Here is a 15629-nt window from a genome sequence, read left to right as displayed (position 1 = left end):
GTTGGTATGGACAACCATGAGGCGGAACATAAGGAGCAGGCCTTGACCAGCACGATCAATGCCATGTTGGGCGGCCTCATCGGCGGCGCGATCGTGACCGCCGTGATTGCGGCTGGCCGTCAGAGCGGGCTTGCGGATATCGCCCTGTCGGACGAAGAGGAGGCGCTCTTCGATCGGCCTTCACAAGCTCTCTCGCGCCGGCATGATGCGCGCGTCTGGGCCTCGGCGCAGGGCAATCATCTCCTTGCGGCCGCCGGCTTCGGTCAGGCCTATTCGGTTGTGCGTGAGCGCTTTCCGACCGTTTCGCCAGCGCTGCTCGGGGCGGGTTTCGGCGCGCTCCTGCATGTCGTGACCTCGGCCGGCCTCGGCCATGCCGTTGGGATCGCCCATGGCCGCTTTCGCGCGCCGGAGGGGCAGGCCGGTAAGCGATTCGGCATGCACGTGATCTTCGGCGTCGCGACCGCGCTTGCCACCGATATGATCGAACGTCGCCGCCGATAAATCACCGTCGCGGCGCATCGGCGGGCATGGAAGCCGGGCCCGCCGTGCGTTTTGAGCAAAATGAAATCTGGTGCTCCGCGCGGCCGTGTTTCTGAAATCCCGTTCTTTTCCCGGCGCAGGAATCGCGGAGCTGCACCTCGCGGGGAACAGCGGCGGGGCCTAGGTTGTTGGCTTAGAGATTTCCGAAATTTCCGACGGAGGACGCCATGAACGATCAGGCGCTTCAGCGCGACGTAACTGCCCATAAGCCGGGCCGTGGCCGCATCTACAATTCAATTACCGAGACCATTGGCGACACGCCGATCGTACGCCTCGACAAGCTTGCCAAGGAGAAGGGCGTTCAGGCCAATCTTCTGGCGAAGCTCGAATTCTTCAACCCGATCGCCTCGGTCAAGGACCGCATCGGCGTGGCCATGCTGGAAGCGCTGGAGCGCGACGGCAAGGCAACGCCCGGCGAGACCACGCTGATTGAGCCGACATCCGGCAACACCGGCATCGCGCTCGCCTTCGCGGCCGCTGCCAAGGGCTACAAGCTGATCCTCGTCATGCCCGAGACGATGTCCATCGAGCGGCGCAAGATGGTGGCACTCTTGGGCGCCGAGCTCGTCCTCACCGAAGGCCCGAAGGGCATGAAGGGCGCCATCGCCAAGGCGGAGGAGCTTCTCGAGCAGACGCCGAATTCCGTCATGCCGCAGCAGTTCGACAATCCGGCCAATCCGGAGATCCACCGCAAGACGACGGCTGAGGAGATCTGGAACGATACGGGTGGCGCGATCGATGCTCTCGTTGCCGGCATTGGCACGGGCGGCACCATCACCGGCGCCGGTCAGGTGCTGAAGGAACGCAAGCCCGATATCCGCATCGTGGCGGTTGAGCCGGCCGACAGCCCGGTTCTCGCCGGCGGCAATCCCGGCCCGCATAAGATTCAAGGGATCGGCGCGGGCTTTGCCCCGAAGGTCCTCGACACTTCAGTTTACGACGAGATCATTCCGGCGACCAACGACGAGGCTTTCGAATATGCCCGCCTCGTGGCGCAGCTTGAAGGCGTGCCGGTCGGCATTTCCTCAGGCGCGGCCTTGTCGGCTGCGGTCAAGCTCGGCCAGCGTCCGGAATTTGCCGGCAAGAACATCGTGGTGATCATCCCGTCCTTCGCCGAGCGTTATCTGTCGACGCCGCTCTTCGAAGGCCTGGGCGGCTGAGCGAATTGAACTTCTGATGATGCGACCGGCCGCGGCTCCTGCGGCCGGTTTTTATGCCGGATCGGTCGGCACCGCACGCACGGCCGGCTCCGTCTTTGCCTCGTAGCGGCAGAGATCGGCGATGATGCAATCGGGGCATTTCGGCTTTCGGGCGACGCACACATAGCGCCCGTGCAGGATCAGCCAATGATGGGCGTGCAGCTTGAAATCGTCAGGCACCACCTTTTCCAGCATCAGTTCGACGGCGAGCGGATCTTTGCCGGGAGCAAGCCCCGTTCGGTTGGAAACCCGGAAAATATGTGTGTCGACGGCGATGGTCTTTTCGCCGAAAGCGACGTTCATGACGACATTGGCGGTCTTGCGCCCGACGCCCGGCAGCTTTTCCAAGGCTTCGCGGCTCGGCGGCACCTCGCCCTGATATTCGTCGATGAGCTGCTGTGACAGCGCCACGACGTTCTTCGCCTTGTTGCGGTAAAGCCCGATTGTCTTGATGTGCTCGCGCACGGCCTCCTCGCCGAGCGCCACCATTTTGTCTGGCGTCGGGGCGACGCGGAAGAGCTCCTTGGTGGCCTTGTTGACCCCGGCATCTGTCGCCTGCGCCGACAAAACCACGGCGACGAGCAGCGTATAGGGATCGACGTGCACCAGCTCGCTCGTCGGTTCCGGCCGCTCCGCCTTCAGCCGCGAGAACAGAGTGATGATTTCGTCTTTGGATAGGAGGGAGCCGGCAGGCGCCGCTTTCTTCCTTTTGACACTCGTGTTTTTGCCCATCTTCTCCCTATAATCATTCCAAATGAATGAGAGCAACGCGCCTGTCGCCACGTCCGGCGACGCGGAGATCTTTTCGGTCACTTTGACGCCGCACCGTTCGCTCGGGCCGCGGGGCTTCGTTGCGGTTATGGCCGTCTTCGGCGCCACCTGTTTCCTGTCCGGCCTGTTGTTCTGGCGCGTTGGAGCCTGGCCGATCGGCGCTTTTTTCGGTCTGGACTTCGTGATCCTGTGGGGCGCCTTCGCGCTCAGTTACCGCTCCGGCCGTGCCTTCGAGGACGTGACCGTCAGCCGCAGAGATCTCCTCATCCGCAAGGTCGCCCCGAACGGGCGGGCGCGAGAGCTCAGGCTCGATCCTTATTGGAGCCGGCTGGAGGTGCGCGAGCTCGAAGACGAAGGCGTTGTGCGCCTTCACCTCGTCAGTCGGGGCGAAAATGTGACGATCGGCGAATTCCTCAACCCCGACGACCGGGCGAGCCTTGCGGATGCGCTGCGTGACGCGCTTCATGCCGCAAGGCGGCCGCCTGCCCTTGCCGAGACCATGATGGAGGCGGGCTAGGTCCTCCGCCGAGGCGCAAGAAACGGGTGGCCGCGACGCCGAAGCGCGGTCATCTTGCAGCCTGGAGGACCGCTATGACCATGCACAGCCCCCTTGCTTCTTCCATGACGAGCCGCGAACCGACGAATTCCGAGACCGATTACGCAATCGTTTGCGCGGTGATCGCCTATCTCAGCAGGAATTACCGCGACCAGCCGGAACTGGAGGAGATCGCAGCCGAGGTCGGCATGAGCCCGACGCGCCTGCACAAGCTCTTCACGCGCTGGTGCGGTCTGTCGCCGAAGGGGTTTTTGCAGGCCGTCACCCTCGATCACGCCAAGCGGCTTCTCGATCAATCCGCCAATCTTCTCGACACGAGCTACGAGCTCGGCCTTTCCGGGCCCGGGCGTCTGCATGATCTCTTCGTCACCCACCATGCGATGACGCCCGGCGCCTATAAGAACCGCGGGGAGGGGCTGGAGATGGCTTACGGCTTCCACGCCTCGCCCTTCGGCAACGCCCTGCTTTTGGTGACGGATTACGGTCTGGCAGGTCTCGCATTCGCCGATCCGGGCGAGGAAGAGGCGACGCTTGCCGAAATGATGGGGCGTTTTCCGCAAGCCCGCTATCGCCATGCCCCGGAGGCGACGGCGCGGTATGCCGAGCGCGTCTTCGAGCCCTCCGCCTGGCGTGCGGAGGAGCCCCTGCGGGTGGTCTTCATCGGTTCCGACTTCGAGGTGCGCGTGTGGGAAAGCCTTCTCGATATTCCCGTCGGCACGGCGACGAGCTATGGCGCGCTGGCTAAGAAGCTTGAACGCCCGAAGGCGGCTCGCGCCGTCGGGGCCGCGGTCGGTCGCAATCCGATCTCTTTCGTCGTGCCCTGTCATCGTGTCGTCGGGGCGAAGGGCGCGCTCACCGGCTATCACTGGGGCATCACCCGAAAACGCGCCATGCTCGGCTGGGAATCCGGGCTCCTCACGAAGGATTGAAGCCGCCCGCAAGGCCTCGCTCGGTCTGGACCTTGCCGCCGGCCGCCAGCATAGTCTGCCCGCCGAGCGGGAGATAACGATGACGACAAAGGAATGGCAGGTGGTCGACACCTATCTCGAAGCGACCGTCGTGGGGTCCGACGAGAGGCTGCAGGCGGCGCTCTCAGCCAACGAGGCGGCCGGTTTGCCGGCGATCGATGTGTCCCCGGCACAGGGCAAGCTCCTTCACCTTCTCGCCCGAATGGCGGGCGCGAAGCGCATTCTGGAAATCGGCACGCTCGGCGGCTATTCGACCATCTGGCTCGCCCGCGCTCTGCCCGACGATGGCCGCCTGGTGAGCCTCGAAGCTGCGGAAGAGCATGCCGCGGTGGCGCGCGCCAACATCGCTCGTGCCGGGCTTGCGGAGAAGGTCGAAATCCGCGTCGCCCCAGCGCTTGAGACCCTGCCTCACCTCGTCGAGGAGGGAGACGGCCCCTTCGATTTCATCTTCATCGACGCCGATAAGCCGAACAACCCGGCCTATCTGGAATGGGCGTTGAAGCTTTCGCGGTCTGGCACCGTCATCTTCGGCGACAATGTCGTGCGCGACGGGCAGGTCACGGACCCGCAATCCGCGCAGCCGGGTGTCGTCGGCACGCGCCGCTTCCTGGAGATGATCGGCGGCGAGCCGCGCCTTTCCGCCACCGCGATCCAGACTGTTGGCGCCAAGGGATGGGATGGCTTTGTTCTCGCCATCGTCACATGATGAACTGGCGCTTAGGCTGGGGGATCAGAGGCTTGCAGCGAGATGCCATCGGTCGCGCCGCCCTTGACGAAGTGGGGCGCCGGGTCCATCTCCCGTCCACGATGTGAAAGCACGCAAATTGTCGCGTGCGATGAGGTTTCGATGTTCATCCAGACCGAAGAAACGCCCAACCCAGCAACGCTGAAGTTTCTTCCCGGGCGGGACGTGCTGCAGGCCGATACGCGCGATTTCCGCTCTCCGGAAGAAGCCGCGTCCTCGCCTCTGGCCGAACGGATTTTCGCCGTGGACGGCGTTACCGGCGTCTTTCTCGGCCAGGATTTTATCACCGTCACCAAGGACACAGCCGAATGGCAGCATATGAAGCCGGCTGTCCTCGGCGCCATCATGGAGCATTACCTTTCCGGCGAACCGGTGCTGGCGGATGCCCATGAGGAAGAAGACGGTGACGAATTCTTCGACAATGCCGACAGCGAGACGGTCGGCATGATCAAGGAATTGATCGAAACGCGCGTGCGCCCAGCCGTTGCCAATGACGGCGGCGACATCACCTTCAAGGGCTTCAAAAACGGCATCGTGTTTCTCAACATGCGCGGCGCCTGCGCCGGCTGCCCGTCGTCGACGGCGACGTTGAAGCACGGCATCGAGAACCTTCTGCGTCATTTCGTGCCGGACGTTCAGGAGGTGCGCCCGGTCTGATCGGGTCAGCCCTTCGCTTTCTTCATCTCGACAGCGATTGCCCCCGTGAGTAGAGCGGGGGTGATGCTTCTCGCCCTCGACACTGCCGGACCTTTTTGCGCCGTCGCGCTCGCGACCCTAGACGAAGGCAAGATCAATTGTCTTGCCCGCCGCGAGGTGGAAATCGGTCGCGGTCATGCCGAACGGCTTTTCCCGCTGATCGAGGAATGCCTGGCGGACGCCTCCGTCGCCTATTCCGATCTGACGGCGGTTGCGACTACAGTTGGCCCCGGCTCCTTCACCGGCATCCGAATTGGCGTAGCGGCCGCTCGCGGCCTCGCGCTTGCGCTCCAAATCCCGGCCTTCGGCGTCGACGTCCTGGAGGCACTGTGCGAGGGCGTGCGCCACAGCGAGGCCGCTCATTGTGCGGCCGGTCTCGTCGCCGCCGTGCTTGATGCCGGGCGCGGCAATGTCTTCCTGCGCATGGAAGAAATCTCCTCCAGAGAGGAGATTATCGTCTCGCAAAGGGAAGTGCAGGAAGAAGCGGCCGCCTTTCTGGCCCCCTATGCGTTCGAGGGGCTCGTGCTTTGCGGCGCGGCCGCGGATGCGATTGCCGGCGTTCTCGCGGCCGACGGCCTTCCCGCGATCATTGCCGATGCGCGTCCCTCGGCGGATATCGCCATGGTCGCCCGTCTTGCCCTTTGCGGGCATGCGGTGAGCCCGCCCGTGCCGCTTTATCTCCGTCCTCCCGATGCCAAACCGCAAACGGCAAAATCCCTGAGACGGCACTCTGAAACACCATGATTCCCCGCACCGAGATCACCCTGCGCGAGGCGACGCCCGAGGACAGTCCGATCCTCGCCCGCATCCACGCCGACGCCTTCCGTCACGCCTGGACCGACGGCGACTTCGCGTCCTTCCTGTCTCAGAACGGCGTGAGGGCGCTGGTTGCGTTCCATACCGGACGCGTCACGCGCCGGGCGCCGGCCGGCTTCCTCCTTTATCGCCAGGCGGCGGACGATTCGGAGGTTCTGACGCTTGCCGTCCTGAAATCCTACCGGCGCCGCGGCATCGCCCAGCGGCTCGTCGAAGAGACGATGCGCCGGCTCTACCACGAGCGCGTGGCGACGCTGCATCTGGAGGTGGAGGCCGGCAACGCGGCGGCGGTCTCGCTCTACCGCAAGCTCGGCTTCGAGGAGGTCGGCAAAAGGCCAGCCTATTATGCCCGCGATGATCAGCCCCGTCTGCCCGCGCTTGTCATGCGCCGGGATCTCATCTAGCCGCAGCACCGGAGACAAGCCCATGCAAGACAAGCCGTGCTGCCCGCATCGTGCCAGTGCCTGCCGTTGCGGCGGTCTCTCGTTCCGCCTGGTGCGCGCCGTGCCGGCGCCGATCGCAGGGTAGGGCTCGGATGTTTGCACATCTCCGGCTTGCCGCGGCGGCCTTTCTCTTCCTCCTGTCTCTGCCTTTTGCCATTCCGGCGCAGGCGCTGGGCCTCTGGCTCGGTGGCCGTTGGGCGAAGATCGTGCCGCTTTACTGGCACCGCTTCGTCCTGCGCCTCTTCGATATCCACCTTTTCGTGCATGGAAAGATCGCCGGCGAGCGTCCGCTGCTTCTCCTCGCCAATCACATTTCTTGGCTCGATATCCCCGTTTTGAGCGCGATCGCTCCGGTCTCCTTCATTGCCAAGAAGGAGGTGGCCGACTGGCCGCTTTTCGGCCTTTTCGCCAAATTGCAGCGCTCCGTCTTCATCGACCGCGAAAAGCGCCATCAGACGGGCAAGGCGGCCGATGAAATCGCTGCGCGCCTCGTCGCCGGCGATGTGATGGTGCTTTTCCCGGAAGGCACTTCCTCCGATGGCAACAAGGTGCTCGCCTTCCGCTCCGCCATCGTCGGTGCCGCACAGCGCAGTTTTTCCGAAGGTCGGCCGGTCACGCTGCAGCCGGTGGCGATCGCCTATACCCGCATGCTGGGCATGCCGTTCGGTCGTCAGCACCGGCCGTGGGTCGCCTGGTATGGCGGCATGGATCTCTTGCCGCATTTGAGCCGGTTGATGTCACAGGGGGCCGTCGATGTGCATGTCGTCTTCCTGCCGCCCGTGACGATCACGCGCGACGGGGACCGCAAGCGTGTCACCCGCGCGGCGGGCGCGCTCGTCAAAGAGGTGGTGGCCGAGCTCAATGCCGGCCGCGATCCCCAAAAAGTGATGCGCATGGTCGAAGAAATATCGCTTGAACCTGAGCCTGAAAGGGCCTAGCGAGCGCGGCTCAATTCGGTTAAAGCTGGTATATGATGCGCTTGGCGAGGAGCACGCGCCGTTTTTCATGAACACGGCGAGACGCAAAGTTTTCATCAAGACGTACGGATGTCAGATGAACGTCTACGATTCCGATCGTATGACGGACGTGCTGGCACGCGACGGCTATGATGCTGTCGAGACGGCGGAAGACGCCGATCTTATTGTCCTGAACACCTGCCATATCCGCGAAAAGGCCGCCGAAAAGGTCTATTCCGAGGTCGGTCGCCTGCGCCCCTTGAAAGAGGCGGCGAAGGAGGAAGGTCGGCGCGTGGAGATCGCCATCGCCGGCTGTGTGGCCCAGGCGGAGGGCGAGGAGATCATCCGTCGCGCGCCCATCGTCGATGTGGTTATCGGGCCGCAAAGCTATCATCGTCTGGGCGCGGCTCTCGCTCGCGCCCGTGCGGGTGGCGCGGCGGTGGAGACTGAATTCCCGTCCGAAGACAAATTCGACCATATTCCATCGAGGGCGCGCGCCCGTTCCGGGCTTGCGGCCAATCCGGCGGCGTTCCTCACGGTGCAGGAAGGCTGTGACAAGTTCTGCACCTTCTGCGTCGTGCCTTATACGCGCGGCGGCGAATTCTCGCGTCCGGTCGCCAAGATCCTCGCCGAAGCGCGGCGCCTCGTCGGCTCCGGCGTGCGCGAAATCATGCTTCTCGGCCAGAACGTCAACGCCTATCACGGCGAGGCCGAGGATGGGTCCGACTGGTCGCTTGCCCGTCTCGTGCTGGAGCTGGCGGACATCGATGGGCTGGAGCGCATCCGCTACACGACCTCGCATCCGCGCGACATGGCGGACGATCTGATCGCCGCCCACCGCGACTGCGACAAGCTGATGCCGTATCTGCATCTTCCCGTGCAGTCGGGCTCCGACAAGATCCTTGCCGCCATGAACCGCCGTCATGGGCGCGAGGAATATTTCCGTCTCGTCGACCGGCTGCGTGAAGCGCGCCCCGATCTTGCTCTGTCGGGCGATTTCATCGTCGGCTTTCCGGGCGAAAGCGAGGACGATTTCGCCGCCACGATGGATCTCGTTGCCCGCGTCGGCTACGCCTCGGCCTATTCCTTCAAATATTCGCCACGTCCCGGCACGCCGGCGGCCGAGCGTGAACAAGTCGACGAAGCCGTGAAGTCGGAACGTCTGCAGCGCCTCCAGGCACTGTTGAGCGAGCAGCAGACGCGCTTCAATGCGGCCATGCAGGGCAGGGTGATCGATGTGCTCCTGGAAAAGCCCGGCAGGCGTCCAGGCCAGCTCGTCGGCCGCTCGCCCTTCCTGCAGGCCGTGCATGTCGATGCGCCGGCGCATCTGATCGGCGAGATCGTCTCCGTGAAAGTGGATGAGATCGGCGCCAACTCTCTTTTCGCCAGCCAGATGAGCCCCCCATTGGAAAGGCTTTCCGCCTGATGGCAGTGTCGCGTCCGCGGCCGAAGCGGGAAAGATCCGCGACTTCGGAAGAGATCGAACTCGTCTTCGATGACAACCGTCTGGCGAGCGCTCTTTTCGGCGAATACGACCAGAACCTCGCCCTGATCGAGCGTCGGATCGGTGTCGAAGCCGTCGCCCGCGGCAATGTCGTACGTCTCATTGGCGAGCCGGACGAGCTGCGCCAAGCGCGCGCCATCCTCAACACCCTCTATCAGCGTCTCCTGGAAGGGCATGACGTGCTGCAGGGCGATGTGGAGGGCGCGATCCGCATGGCCGACACGCCGGGCGCGCAATGGTCACTGCCGAGCCTGGAGACGGGCTCGCGCGTGCAGCTCGCCCAGATCGGCACGCGCAAGCGCTCCGTCACCGCCCGCACGCCGCGCCAGGACATCTATATCCGCGCCATGGACCGTTGCGAGCTCATCTTCGGCATCGGTCCGGCCGGCACCGGCAAGACCTATCTCGCGGTCGCCTTCGCCGCCGCCCTTCTGGAGCGCGGCGACATCGAACGCATCATCCTGTCGCGCCCCGCGGTCGAAGCCGGCGAGAGGCTCGGCTTTCTGCCGGGCGACATGCGCGAGAAGGTCGATCCCTATCTCAGGCCGCTCTACGACGCCCTCTATGACATGATGGCCGCCGACAAGGTGGAGCGGCTTCTCGCTTCCGGCACGATCGAGATCGCGCCGCTCGCCTTCATGCGCGGGCGCACGCTTTCTCATGCCGTCGTCATCCTCGACGAGGCGCAGAACACCACCGCCATGCAGATGAAGATGTTTTTGACCCGCCTCGGCGAGGGTTCGAAAATGGTGGTGACGGGTGATCCGACGCAGATCGATCTCAGGGAAGGTGACATTTCCGGCCTGATGGAAGCGACGCGCATCCTGAACGGCGTGGAAGGCATCGAGATCGTGCGCTTCGGCGCGGAGGACGTGGTGCGCCACGCCCTGGTGCAGCGCATCGTCGACGCCTACGACAAGCAAAGTCGTGCCGTATCCAAGGGCGAGCTCTGAGGACATATGTCTGCCGTTGCGATCGACGTGATTCGCGAGACGGAGGCTTGGCCTCCGCAGAGCGAGCTCGCCCCGCTGATGGACAAGGCCGTGGACGCGGCCCTTTCCGTTGCCGGCTGGACGCTGCCTGAAGGCGCCCTTGAGCCTGTCGAACTCAGCATCGTCCTGACCGACGATGAGACGATTGCGTGCCTCAATCGTGACTGGCGCGGCAAGGACAAGCCGACGAACGTCTTGTCCTATCCGCAGCCGCCGGGGCCCCTTTTGGGCGACATTGTCTTTGCTTTTGAGACGATCGAACGCGAGGCTGAAGAGCAGAAGAAAGCTTTTCTCGACCATTTCGCCCATTTACTGGTGCATGGCTGCTTGCATCTGCTGGGTCATGATCACCAAATAGACACTGAAGCAGAGGAGATGGAAACGCTGGAGAAGGAAGCGCTGGCCAGGCTCGGCATTGCCGATCCCTACCGTCAGGGCGATGTTGCCTTTCCGGCCCCAGGATCATGAACGACGACCGATCTCGAAGTCCTGCGGGACTTTCCTACGATGTCTCTGAATCTACGCCCGAAAGTGTGGGAGATCGCCTGCGCGCGACCTTCAAGGTCCTGATCGGCGGCAAGTCGAACGGTTCGGCACGCTCCGAAATCGAGCATGTGCTCGCCGCCGACGAAGTCGACGGGGCCGCTTTTGCGCCGGAAGAGCGCGCCATGCTGCGCGCCGTCCTCAAGCTCGGCGATATGCGTGTCGACGATGTCATGGTCCCGCGCGCAGATATCGATGCGGTCGACCACGACGTTCCGCTCGCGACCGTCTTGATGGCCTTCAAGGAGGCCGGGCATTCGCGCCTGCCCGTCTATCGCGAAACGCTCGATGATCCGATGGGCATGGTCCATTTGAAGGACGTCGTGGGCTGGATGCTGGAGCATGCGCGCAAGGATCTGGAGCAGCCTGAAAGCATGGCTGCGGCCGAGGAGGAGACGGAACGCCGCTTTCGCTTCTCTGCCTCGCTGGATTTCTCGCCCGTCGATCTCAGCCAGCCTTTGCGCTCATCCGGCATTATCCGCCCCATCCTCTTCGTGCCGCCCTCCATGCCCGCGCGTATGCTCCTGGAACGCATGCAGGCGGGGCGCACGCAGATGGCGCTCGTCATCGACGAATATGGCGGCACCGACGGTCTCGTTTCGCTCGAGGATCTCGTCGAAACCATCGTCGGCGAGATCGAAGACGAGCATGACGACGAGGAGGATGCCGATATCGCCAAAGTGGCGGAAGGCGTCTTCGTCGCCGATGCCCGTGCCGAGCTCGACGAGCTGGCCGACGTGATCGGTCCCGCCTTCCTGACCGGCGAACTCGGCGAGGAGGTCGAGACCGTGGGCGGCCTCATCTATACGCTGCTTGGTCGCATCCCGGTCCGGGGCGAGATCGTCAATGCGCTCGACGGGTTCGAGATCGAAATCCTGGAGGCCGATCCGCGGCGCATCAAGCGTGTCAGGATCCGCGAACGGCGCAAGGGACGGCTGGTGCAGCGGGTGAAGAGCCGCCAGGCTGCAGAGCCCGCTTTGCCGGCTCCGTCGGGCGCCCCGCCGGCCCTTCAGATCGCCGATAAGCCGCGCGCGACGGAAAGTCCGTCATCGAGCGACACTTCCGATTGACTTCACCCCTCGCCAGGGCTTAAGGGGGTGCCCGCTCCCGAGCCCAGGTGGCGGAATTGGTAGACGCGCACGGTTCAGGTCCGTGTGCCGCAAGGCGTGGAGGTTCGAGTCCTCTCCTGGGCACCACATTTCGGGAGGCGCGCCGAGTAAGGCGCGCCGGCATTCGCCAAAGCGTTCTTTCAACGACACTTTTGATGCTTTTGCCGCCCTCCGCGGGCGGGCGCATGGGTTAAGCTTGGCGAATGAGCCCGGCGCCCATCCTCGCGAACAGGCGCCGGAATGTGTCGCCTCTATTTCTCGAAAAAATCCCTCAGCCGGTAATAGTTGATCATCGCCGTGGCGTAGATCGGGTGCAGGCCGTGCACCGGCAAAGGCGTGATGTCGGTGAGCTTCAGCGGCAGGGGTGCTGAGCGGTCGAGAAGATGCGCACCGATCGCCTGGCCGAGCGAGGTCGCAAGCCCGACGCCGCGCCCGTTGTAGCCGAGTGCCATGGTGAGATTGGGCGCCGGCTGATGCACATGCGGAAGGTGATCGCGCGTCATCGCCACGCGACCTGCCCAGAAATAGTCGATCGCGAGCTCTCGTGTCTGCGGATAGAGCGTGTGCATGGCCGCAAGCACCCGACGGTAATCGCCCGGCACTTCCGGAGCGCCGAAGGGGCCGCGCCCGCCGATCATGAAGCGGTTCTCCGGTCCGATGCGGAAATAATTGGCGATACGCCGGCTGTCGGAGACGACGCTGCGTTCGGGCAGGATTTTGGCGAGAAGCGCCTCAGGAAGCGGTCTGGTGGCGATCTGGATGCTGGTTGCCGGCACCACCGTTGCCTTGAGTTTGGGCCACAGGTTCCCCGTATAGCCGTTGGTCGCCACGACCACCTCATTCGCGCTGAGCTGGCCCCTTGGGCCGACCGCGACTGTCCAGCCGCTCCCTGTGCGCGTGAGCGAACGTGCTTCGCTCTCCCCGCAGATGCGCACGCCGGCCGCGATCGCCGCTTTGGCAAGCCCGCGGGCGTAATTGAGCGGGTGCAGGCGCCCCGCGCGGCGATCGATCCAGCCGCCGGCGAAACGCTCGCTGCCGGTCTTTTCCGCCATGCCCGCCGCATCGAGCATTTCGACAGGTGCCCCGCGTCGCTGCCATTCTTCCATGCGGGTGCGAAGGAGCGGCAGATGGCTCTGTTTGAGCGAGGCCTGGATCCAGGCGCCCTGTTGGGCGTCGCAGGCGATGCCCTGTTTGGCGATGAGCGCGAACGTCGTGTCCGCCGTGTGCCCGGCAAACTCCGTCGTGGCCTCGCCGTAGAGCCTGTCGAGCGTCTCGGGATCGTATTTGAGACCGGGGATTACATGGCCGCCATTGCGCCCGCTCGCGCCGAAACCCGGCCCGTGCTTGTCGACGACCACGACCTTGGCACCGCCTTCGGCAAGCCTGAGCGCGGTGGAAAGACCCGTAAAGCCTGCGCCGATGACGGCGACATCGGCGCTGACCTCGCCGAGAAGTGGCGGTGTGTCCGGCGCCGGCGTGGCGGTGGCGGCCCAAAGAGAAGCGACATGTTCTGGCATGGCAGTGTCCGAAGGCTCGATGATCAAACCGGATGGGTGACGCGGCGCAGAAAATCCTGGGTGCGTTCGTTCTTCGGTTGGCGCAGCACCTCGTTGGCCGCACCTTCCTCGACGATGCGCCCACCGTCCAGGAACAGCACGCGATCTGCGACTTCGCGCGCAAACAGGATCTCGTGCGTGACGACGAGCATGGTCATGTGCTCTTCCGCCAGCGCCCGCATCACCTGAAGGACTTCTCCGACCATCTCGGGATCGAGCGCCGAGGTCGGCTCGTCGAAGAGGATCGCTTCCGGCTCCATGGCGAGCGCCCGGGCAATCGCCACGCGCTGCTGCTGGCCGCCGGAGAGGGAGGCAGGATAGGCGTTGAGCTTGTCGGCGAGCCCGACGCGCGTCAAAAGCCGCTCCGCCTTTTCCCGCACCGTCGCCTTGTCCTGTTTCAGGACGTAGCGTGGACCTTCCATGACGTTCTCGATCGCCGTCCTGTGCGGGAAGAGATTGAAGCGCTGGAAGACCATGGAGACGCGCGTGCGCAGATCGTGGATCGAAGGGGCGGTGACGTCGACTGTCTCGTCGTCGATGCTGATCCGGCCAGCCTGGTAAGTCTCGAGCCCGTTGATGCAGCGCAAAAGCGTTGATTTGCCGGAGCCCGACGGGCCGATCAGACACACGACCTGTCCCTTGTCGATCTCCGCATCGACGCCCTTCAGCACTTCATGATCGCCGAAACTCTTGTGCACGTTTTCGAGCTTGATCATCGCGCCTGTCCCATCTTCACCTCGACATAGCGCATGGCGAAATTGAGCGGCACCGTCAGGCACAGATAGAGAAGTGCGACGAGCGTGAAGACGGTCATGTTGTCGAAGGTGGAGGAGGCGAGCATCTTGCCCTGCATGGTGAGTTCGGCGACCGAAATCACCGACACCTGCGAGGAATCCTTCAGAAGCATCACCATGTTGTTGGCATAGGGCGGCACCACGATCTTGAAGGCCTGCGGCAGCACCACCCGGCGCATCATCAAGGGCGTCTTCATGCCGATCGACTTGGCGGCCTCCACCTGGCCTCTGTCGACGGCTTCGATGCCCGCTCGAAACGTCTCGCCGATATAGCAGGAATAGGTGAGCGCGAGGCCCGCGACGCCTGCCTGGAAGGCGGTGAGGTCGAGGCCGAATTCCGGCATCACGAAATAGATGTAGAAAAGAACGACCAGGATCGGGATGCCGCGCACGAATTCCACCACGATGCGCGTCGAGATGGAAAGCCAGCGAACGCCGGAGGTGCGAAACAGCGCCCAGACCAGCCCAAGCGCGGTGGCGAGCGCAAGCGACAGGAGCGTGACGGAAATCGTCAGCCACATGCCCTTGAGGAGGATGGGCAGGTAGATTTGCGCACTGACGAAGAAGTCGCTCATGCGAGACCTCGCCGGTGAGGCGGCCCGAAGGCTGCCTCACACATGAGAAGGATCATCATACCGCGACGTTCGAGAGCCTCTCTCACAGGCCGTATTTGGCGAAGATCTTGTCGAGTTCGCCGCTGTCTTTCAGCTTTGCGATCGCCGCATTGACCTTCTCCAGAAGGGCCGAATTTTCTTTGGAGACGGCCACAGCGACATCGCCCTTCTGCATAGGCTCGTAGCCCTCCACGAGGCGCACGCCGAGCTCCGGCTTTTGGGAGACCTGATAGGCGACGATCGGCTTGTCGCCAAAGCCCGCCTTGATGCGTCCGAGCTTCACGTCGCGCATGATGTCGGCGATCGAATCGTAGAGTTTCACCTCGCCGAACGTGCCGAGAGCCTGAAGCTTGTCGGCAAATGTCGTGCCGATCTGCGCGCCGACCGTTTCGCCCTTCAGATCATCGAGCGTGTAGTCCGTCGTGTCGTCCGCCGCGACGAACATGGCGTCGCCGTAGGAATAGACGGGGGTGGAGAAATCGACCACCTTCTTGCGCTCGTCGGTGGCGAACATACCGGCCGAGATGAGGTCGATCTTGCCGCTGGAAAGCGCCGGGATCAGCGCGGAAAACGCCACCACCTTGAACTCCGCCTCGTCGCCGATATCCGCCGTGATGGCTTTGGCGAGATCGACCATCGCGCCTGTCGGCTCCTGGCTCGCCGTGTCGACGAAGGTGAAGGGAACGCCCGTCGTGGTGACGCCCACATCGACGGATTCGGCATAGGCAGGGGCTGCAAACGCCATCGCGAAACCGAAGGCGAGCGAGGCGACGTGTTTCATATCCATGAAATTCCCCATTTATTTCTTCCGCTGCGATCGGTAAAAG

Annotated in this window: 18 protein-coding genes and 1 tRNA gene; 14 read left to right on the top strand and 5 right to left on the bottom strand. The window is 63.8% G+C overall.

Annotation, left to right across the window (positions count from 1 at the left end; all coding sequences use genetic code 11):
- Positions 1-42 precede the first annotated feature (42 nt).
- Both J2R99_RS05720 and cysK read left to right on the top strand, forming a co-directional pair.
- Positions 43-501, top strand: a complete 459-nt coding sequence (locus J2R99_RS05720) for a hypothetical protein (protein ID WP_307153494.1) — start codon at positions 43-45, stop codon at positions 499-501.
- 206 nt (positions 502-707) lie between these two features.
- Entirely contained in the window at positions 708-1700 is a 993-nt protein-coding gene (cysK, locus tag J2R99_RS05715) for a cysteine synthase A (protein ID WP_307153493.1), read from the top strand.
- Between the two features lie 51 nt (positions 1701-1751).
- Here cysK and nth read toward each other — a convergent pair whose 3' ends face one another.
- The gene (gene nth / locus J2R99_RS05710) at positions 1752-2471 is read right to left on the bottom strand and encodes an endonuclease III (protein WP_307153492.1); all 720 of its coding nucleotides are present in this window, start codon (positions 2469-2471) and stop codon (positions 1752-1754) included.
- 22 nt (positions 2472-2493) lie between these two features.
- Between nth and J2R99_RS05705 the strand changes: the two genes are divergently transcribed.
- The 12 genes from J2R99_RS05705 (at position 2494) to J2R99_RS05650 (ending at position 11925) form a co-directional block, all read left to right on the top strand.
- A complete protein-coding gene (locus tag J2R99_RS05705; RefSeq protein WP_307153491.1) occupies positions 2494-3027 on the top strand; it encodes a DUF2244 domain-containing protein in 534 nt (177 codons plus the stop codon).
- A gap of 74 nt (positions 3028-3101) precedes the next feature.
- Positions 3102-3995 (top strand): methylated-DNA--[protein]-cysteine S-methyltransferase, encoded by an 894-nt coding sequence (locus J2R99_RS05700; RefSeq protein WP_370872272.1) that lies wholly within the window; start codon positions 3102-3104, stop codon positions 3993-3995.
- Positions 3996-4074: 79 nt separating this feature from the next.
- Complete coding sequence (locus J2R99_RS05695; RefSeq protein ID WP_307153490.1) at positions 4075-4740, top strand: O-methyltransferase; 666 nt, start codon at positions 4075-4077, stop codon at positions 4738-4740.
- Between the two features lie 141 nt (positions 4741-4881).
- The gene (locus J2R99_RS05690; RefSeq protein WP_307153489.1) at positions 4882-5436 is read left to right on the top strand and encodes a NifU family protein; all 555 of its coding nucleotides are present in this window, start codon (positions 4882-4884) and stop codon (positions 5434-5436) included.
- A gap of 63 nt (positions 5437-5499) precedes the next feature.
- Positions 5500-6219, top strand: a complete 720-nt coding sequence (gene tsaB / locus J2R99_RS05685) for a tRNA (adenosine(37)-N6)-threonylcarbamoyltransferase complex dimerization subunit type 1 TsaB (RefSeq protein WP_307153488.1) — start codon at positions 5500-5502, stop codon at positions 6217-6219.
- Complete coding sequence (locus J2R99_RS05680) at positions 6216-6695, top strand: GNAT family N-acetyltransferase (RefSeq protein ID WP_307153487.1); 480 nt, start codon at positions 6216-6218, stop codon at positions 6693-6695. Before tsaB ends, J2R99_RS05680 begins: the two co-directional genes overlap by 4 nt.
- 131 nt (positions 6696-6826) lie before the next feature.
- A complete protein-coding gene (olsA, locus tag J2R99_RS05675) occupies positions 6827-7672 on the top strand; it encodes a lyso-ornithine lipid O-acyltransferase (protein WP_307153486.1) in 846 nt (281 codons plus the stop codon).
- A 67-nt stretch (positions 7673-7739) separates the two neighbouring features.
- The gene (miaB, locus tag J2R99_RS05670) at positions 7740-9116 is read left to right on the top strand and encodes a tRNA (N6-isopentenyl adenosine(37)-C2)-methylthiotransferase MiaB (RefSeq protein ID WP_307153485.1); all 1377 of its coding nucleotides are present in this window, start codon (positions 7740-7742) and stop codon (positions 9114-9116) included.
- Positions 9116-10147 (top strand): PhoH family protein, encoded by a 1032-nt coding sequence (locus J2R99_RS05665; protein ID WP_307153484.1) that lies wholly within the window; start codon positions 9116-9118, stop codon positions 10145-10147. The genes miaB and J2R99_RS05665 overlap by 1 nt, the downstream gene beginning before the upstream one ends.
- Before the next feature lie 6 nt (positions 10148-10153).
- Complete coding sequence (ybeY, locus tag J2R99_RS05660) at positions 10154-10654, top strand: rRNA maturation RNase YbeY (protein WP_307153483.1); 501 nt, start codon at positions 10154-10156, stop codon at positions 10652-10654.
- Positions 10651-11799: a hemolysin family protein gene (locus J2R99_RS05655; RefSeq protein WP_307153482.1), complete on the top strand. Its 1149-nt coding sequence runs from the start codon at positions 10651-10653 to the stop codon at positions 11797-11799. Before ybeY ends, J2R99_RS05655 begins: the two co-directional genes overlap by 4 nt.
- A 41-nt stretch (positions 11800-11840) precedes the next feature.
- Positions 11841-11925: transfer RNA gene (locus J2R99_RS05650), tRNA-Leu, on the top strand.
- Between the two features lie 164 nt (positions 11926-12089).
- Here the strand turns inward: J2R99_RS05650 and J2R99_RS05645 are convergent.
- The 4 genes from J2R99_RS05645 to J2R99_RS05630 all read right to left on the bottom strand — a co-directional run bounded on the left by J2R99_RS05645 (position 12090) and on the right by J2R99_RS05630 (position 15589).
- Complete coding sequence (locus tag J2R99_RS05645) at positions 12090-13355, bottom strand: NAD(P)/FAD-dependent oxidoreductase (protein WP_307153481.1); 1266 nt, start codon at positions 13353-13355, stop codon at positions 12090-12092.
- Positions 13356-13378: 23 nt separating this feature from the next.
- Complete coding sequence (locus J2R99_RS05640) at positions 13379-14110, bottom strand: amino acid ABC transporter ATP-binding protein (RefSeq protein WP_307153480.1); 732 nt, start codon at positions 14108-14110, stop codon at positions 13379-13381.
- Positions 14107-14763, bottom strand: a complete 657-nt coding sequence (locus J2R99_RS05635) for an amino acid ABC transporter permease (protein WP_307153479.1) — start codon at positions 14761-14763, stop codon at positions 14107-14109. Before J2R99_RS05635 ends, J2R99_RS05640 begins: the two co-directional genes overlap by 4 nt.
- 82 nt (positions 14764-14845) lie before the next feature.
- Positions 14846-15589, bottom strand: coding sequence for a substrate-binding periplasmic protein (locus J2R99_RS05630; protein WP_307153478.1), 744 nt, complete (start codon positions 15587-15589; stop codon positions 14846-14848).
- Positions 15590-15629 lie beyond the last annotated feature (40 nt).

This window comes from Rhodopseudomonas julia, assembly GCF_030813515.1.
Taxonomy (GTDB): Bacteria; Pseudomonadota; Alphaproteobacteria; order Rhizobiales; family Afifellaceae; genus Afifella; species Afifella julia.
The sequence above is the reverse complement of the archived record's forward strand: the minus strand, read 5'-3'. Positions and strand labels throughout refer to the sequence as shown.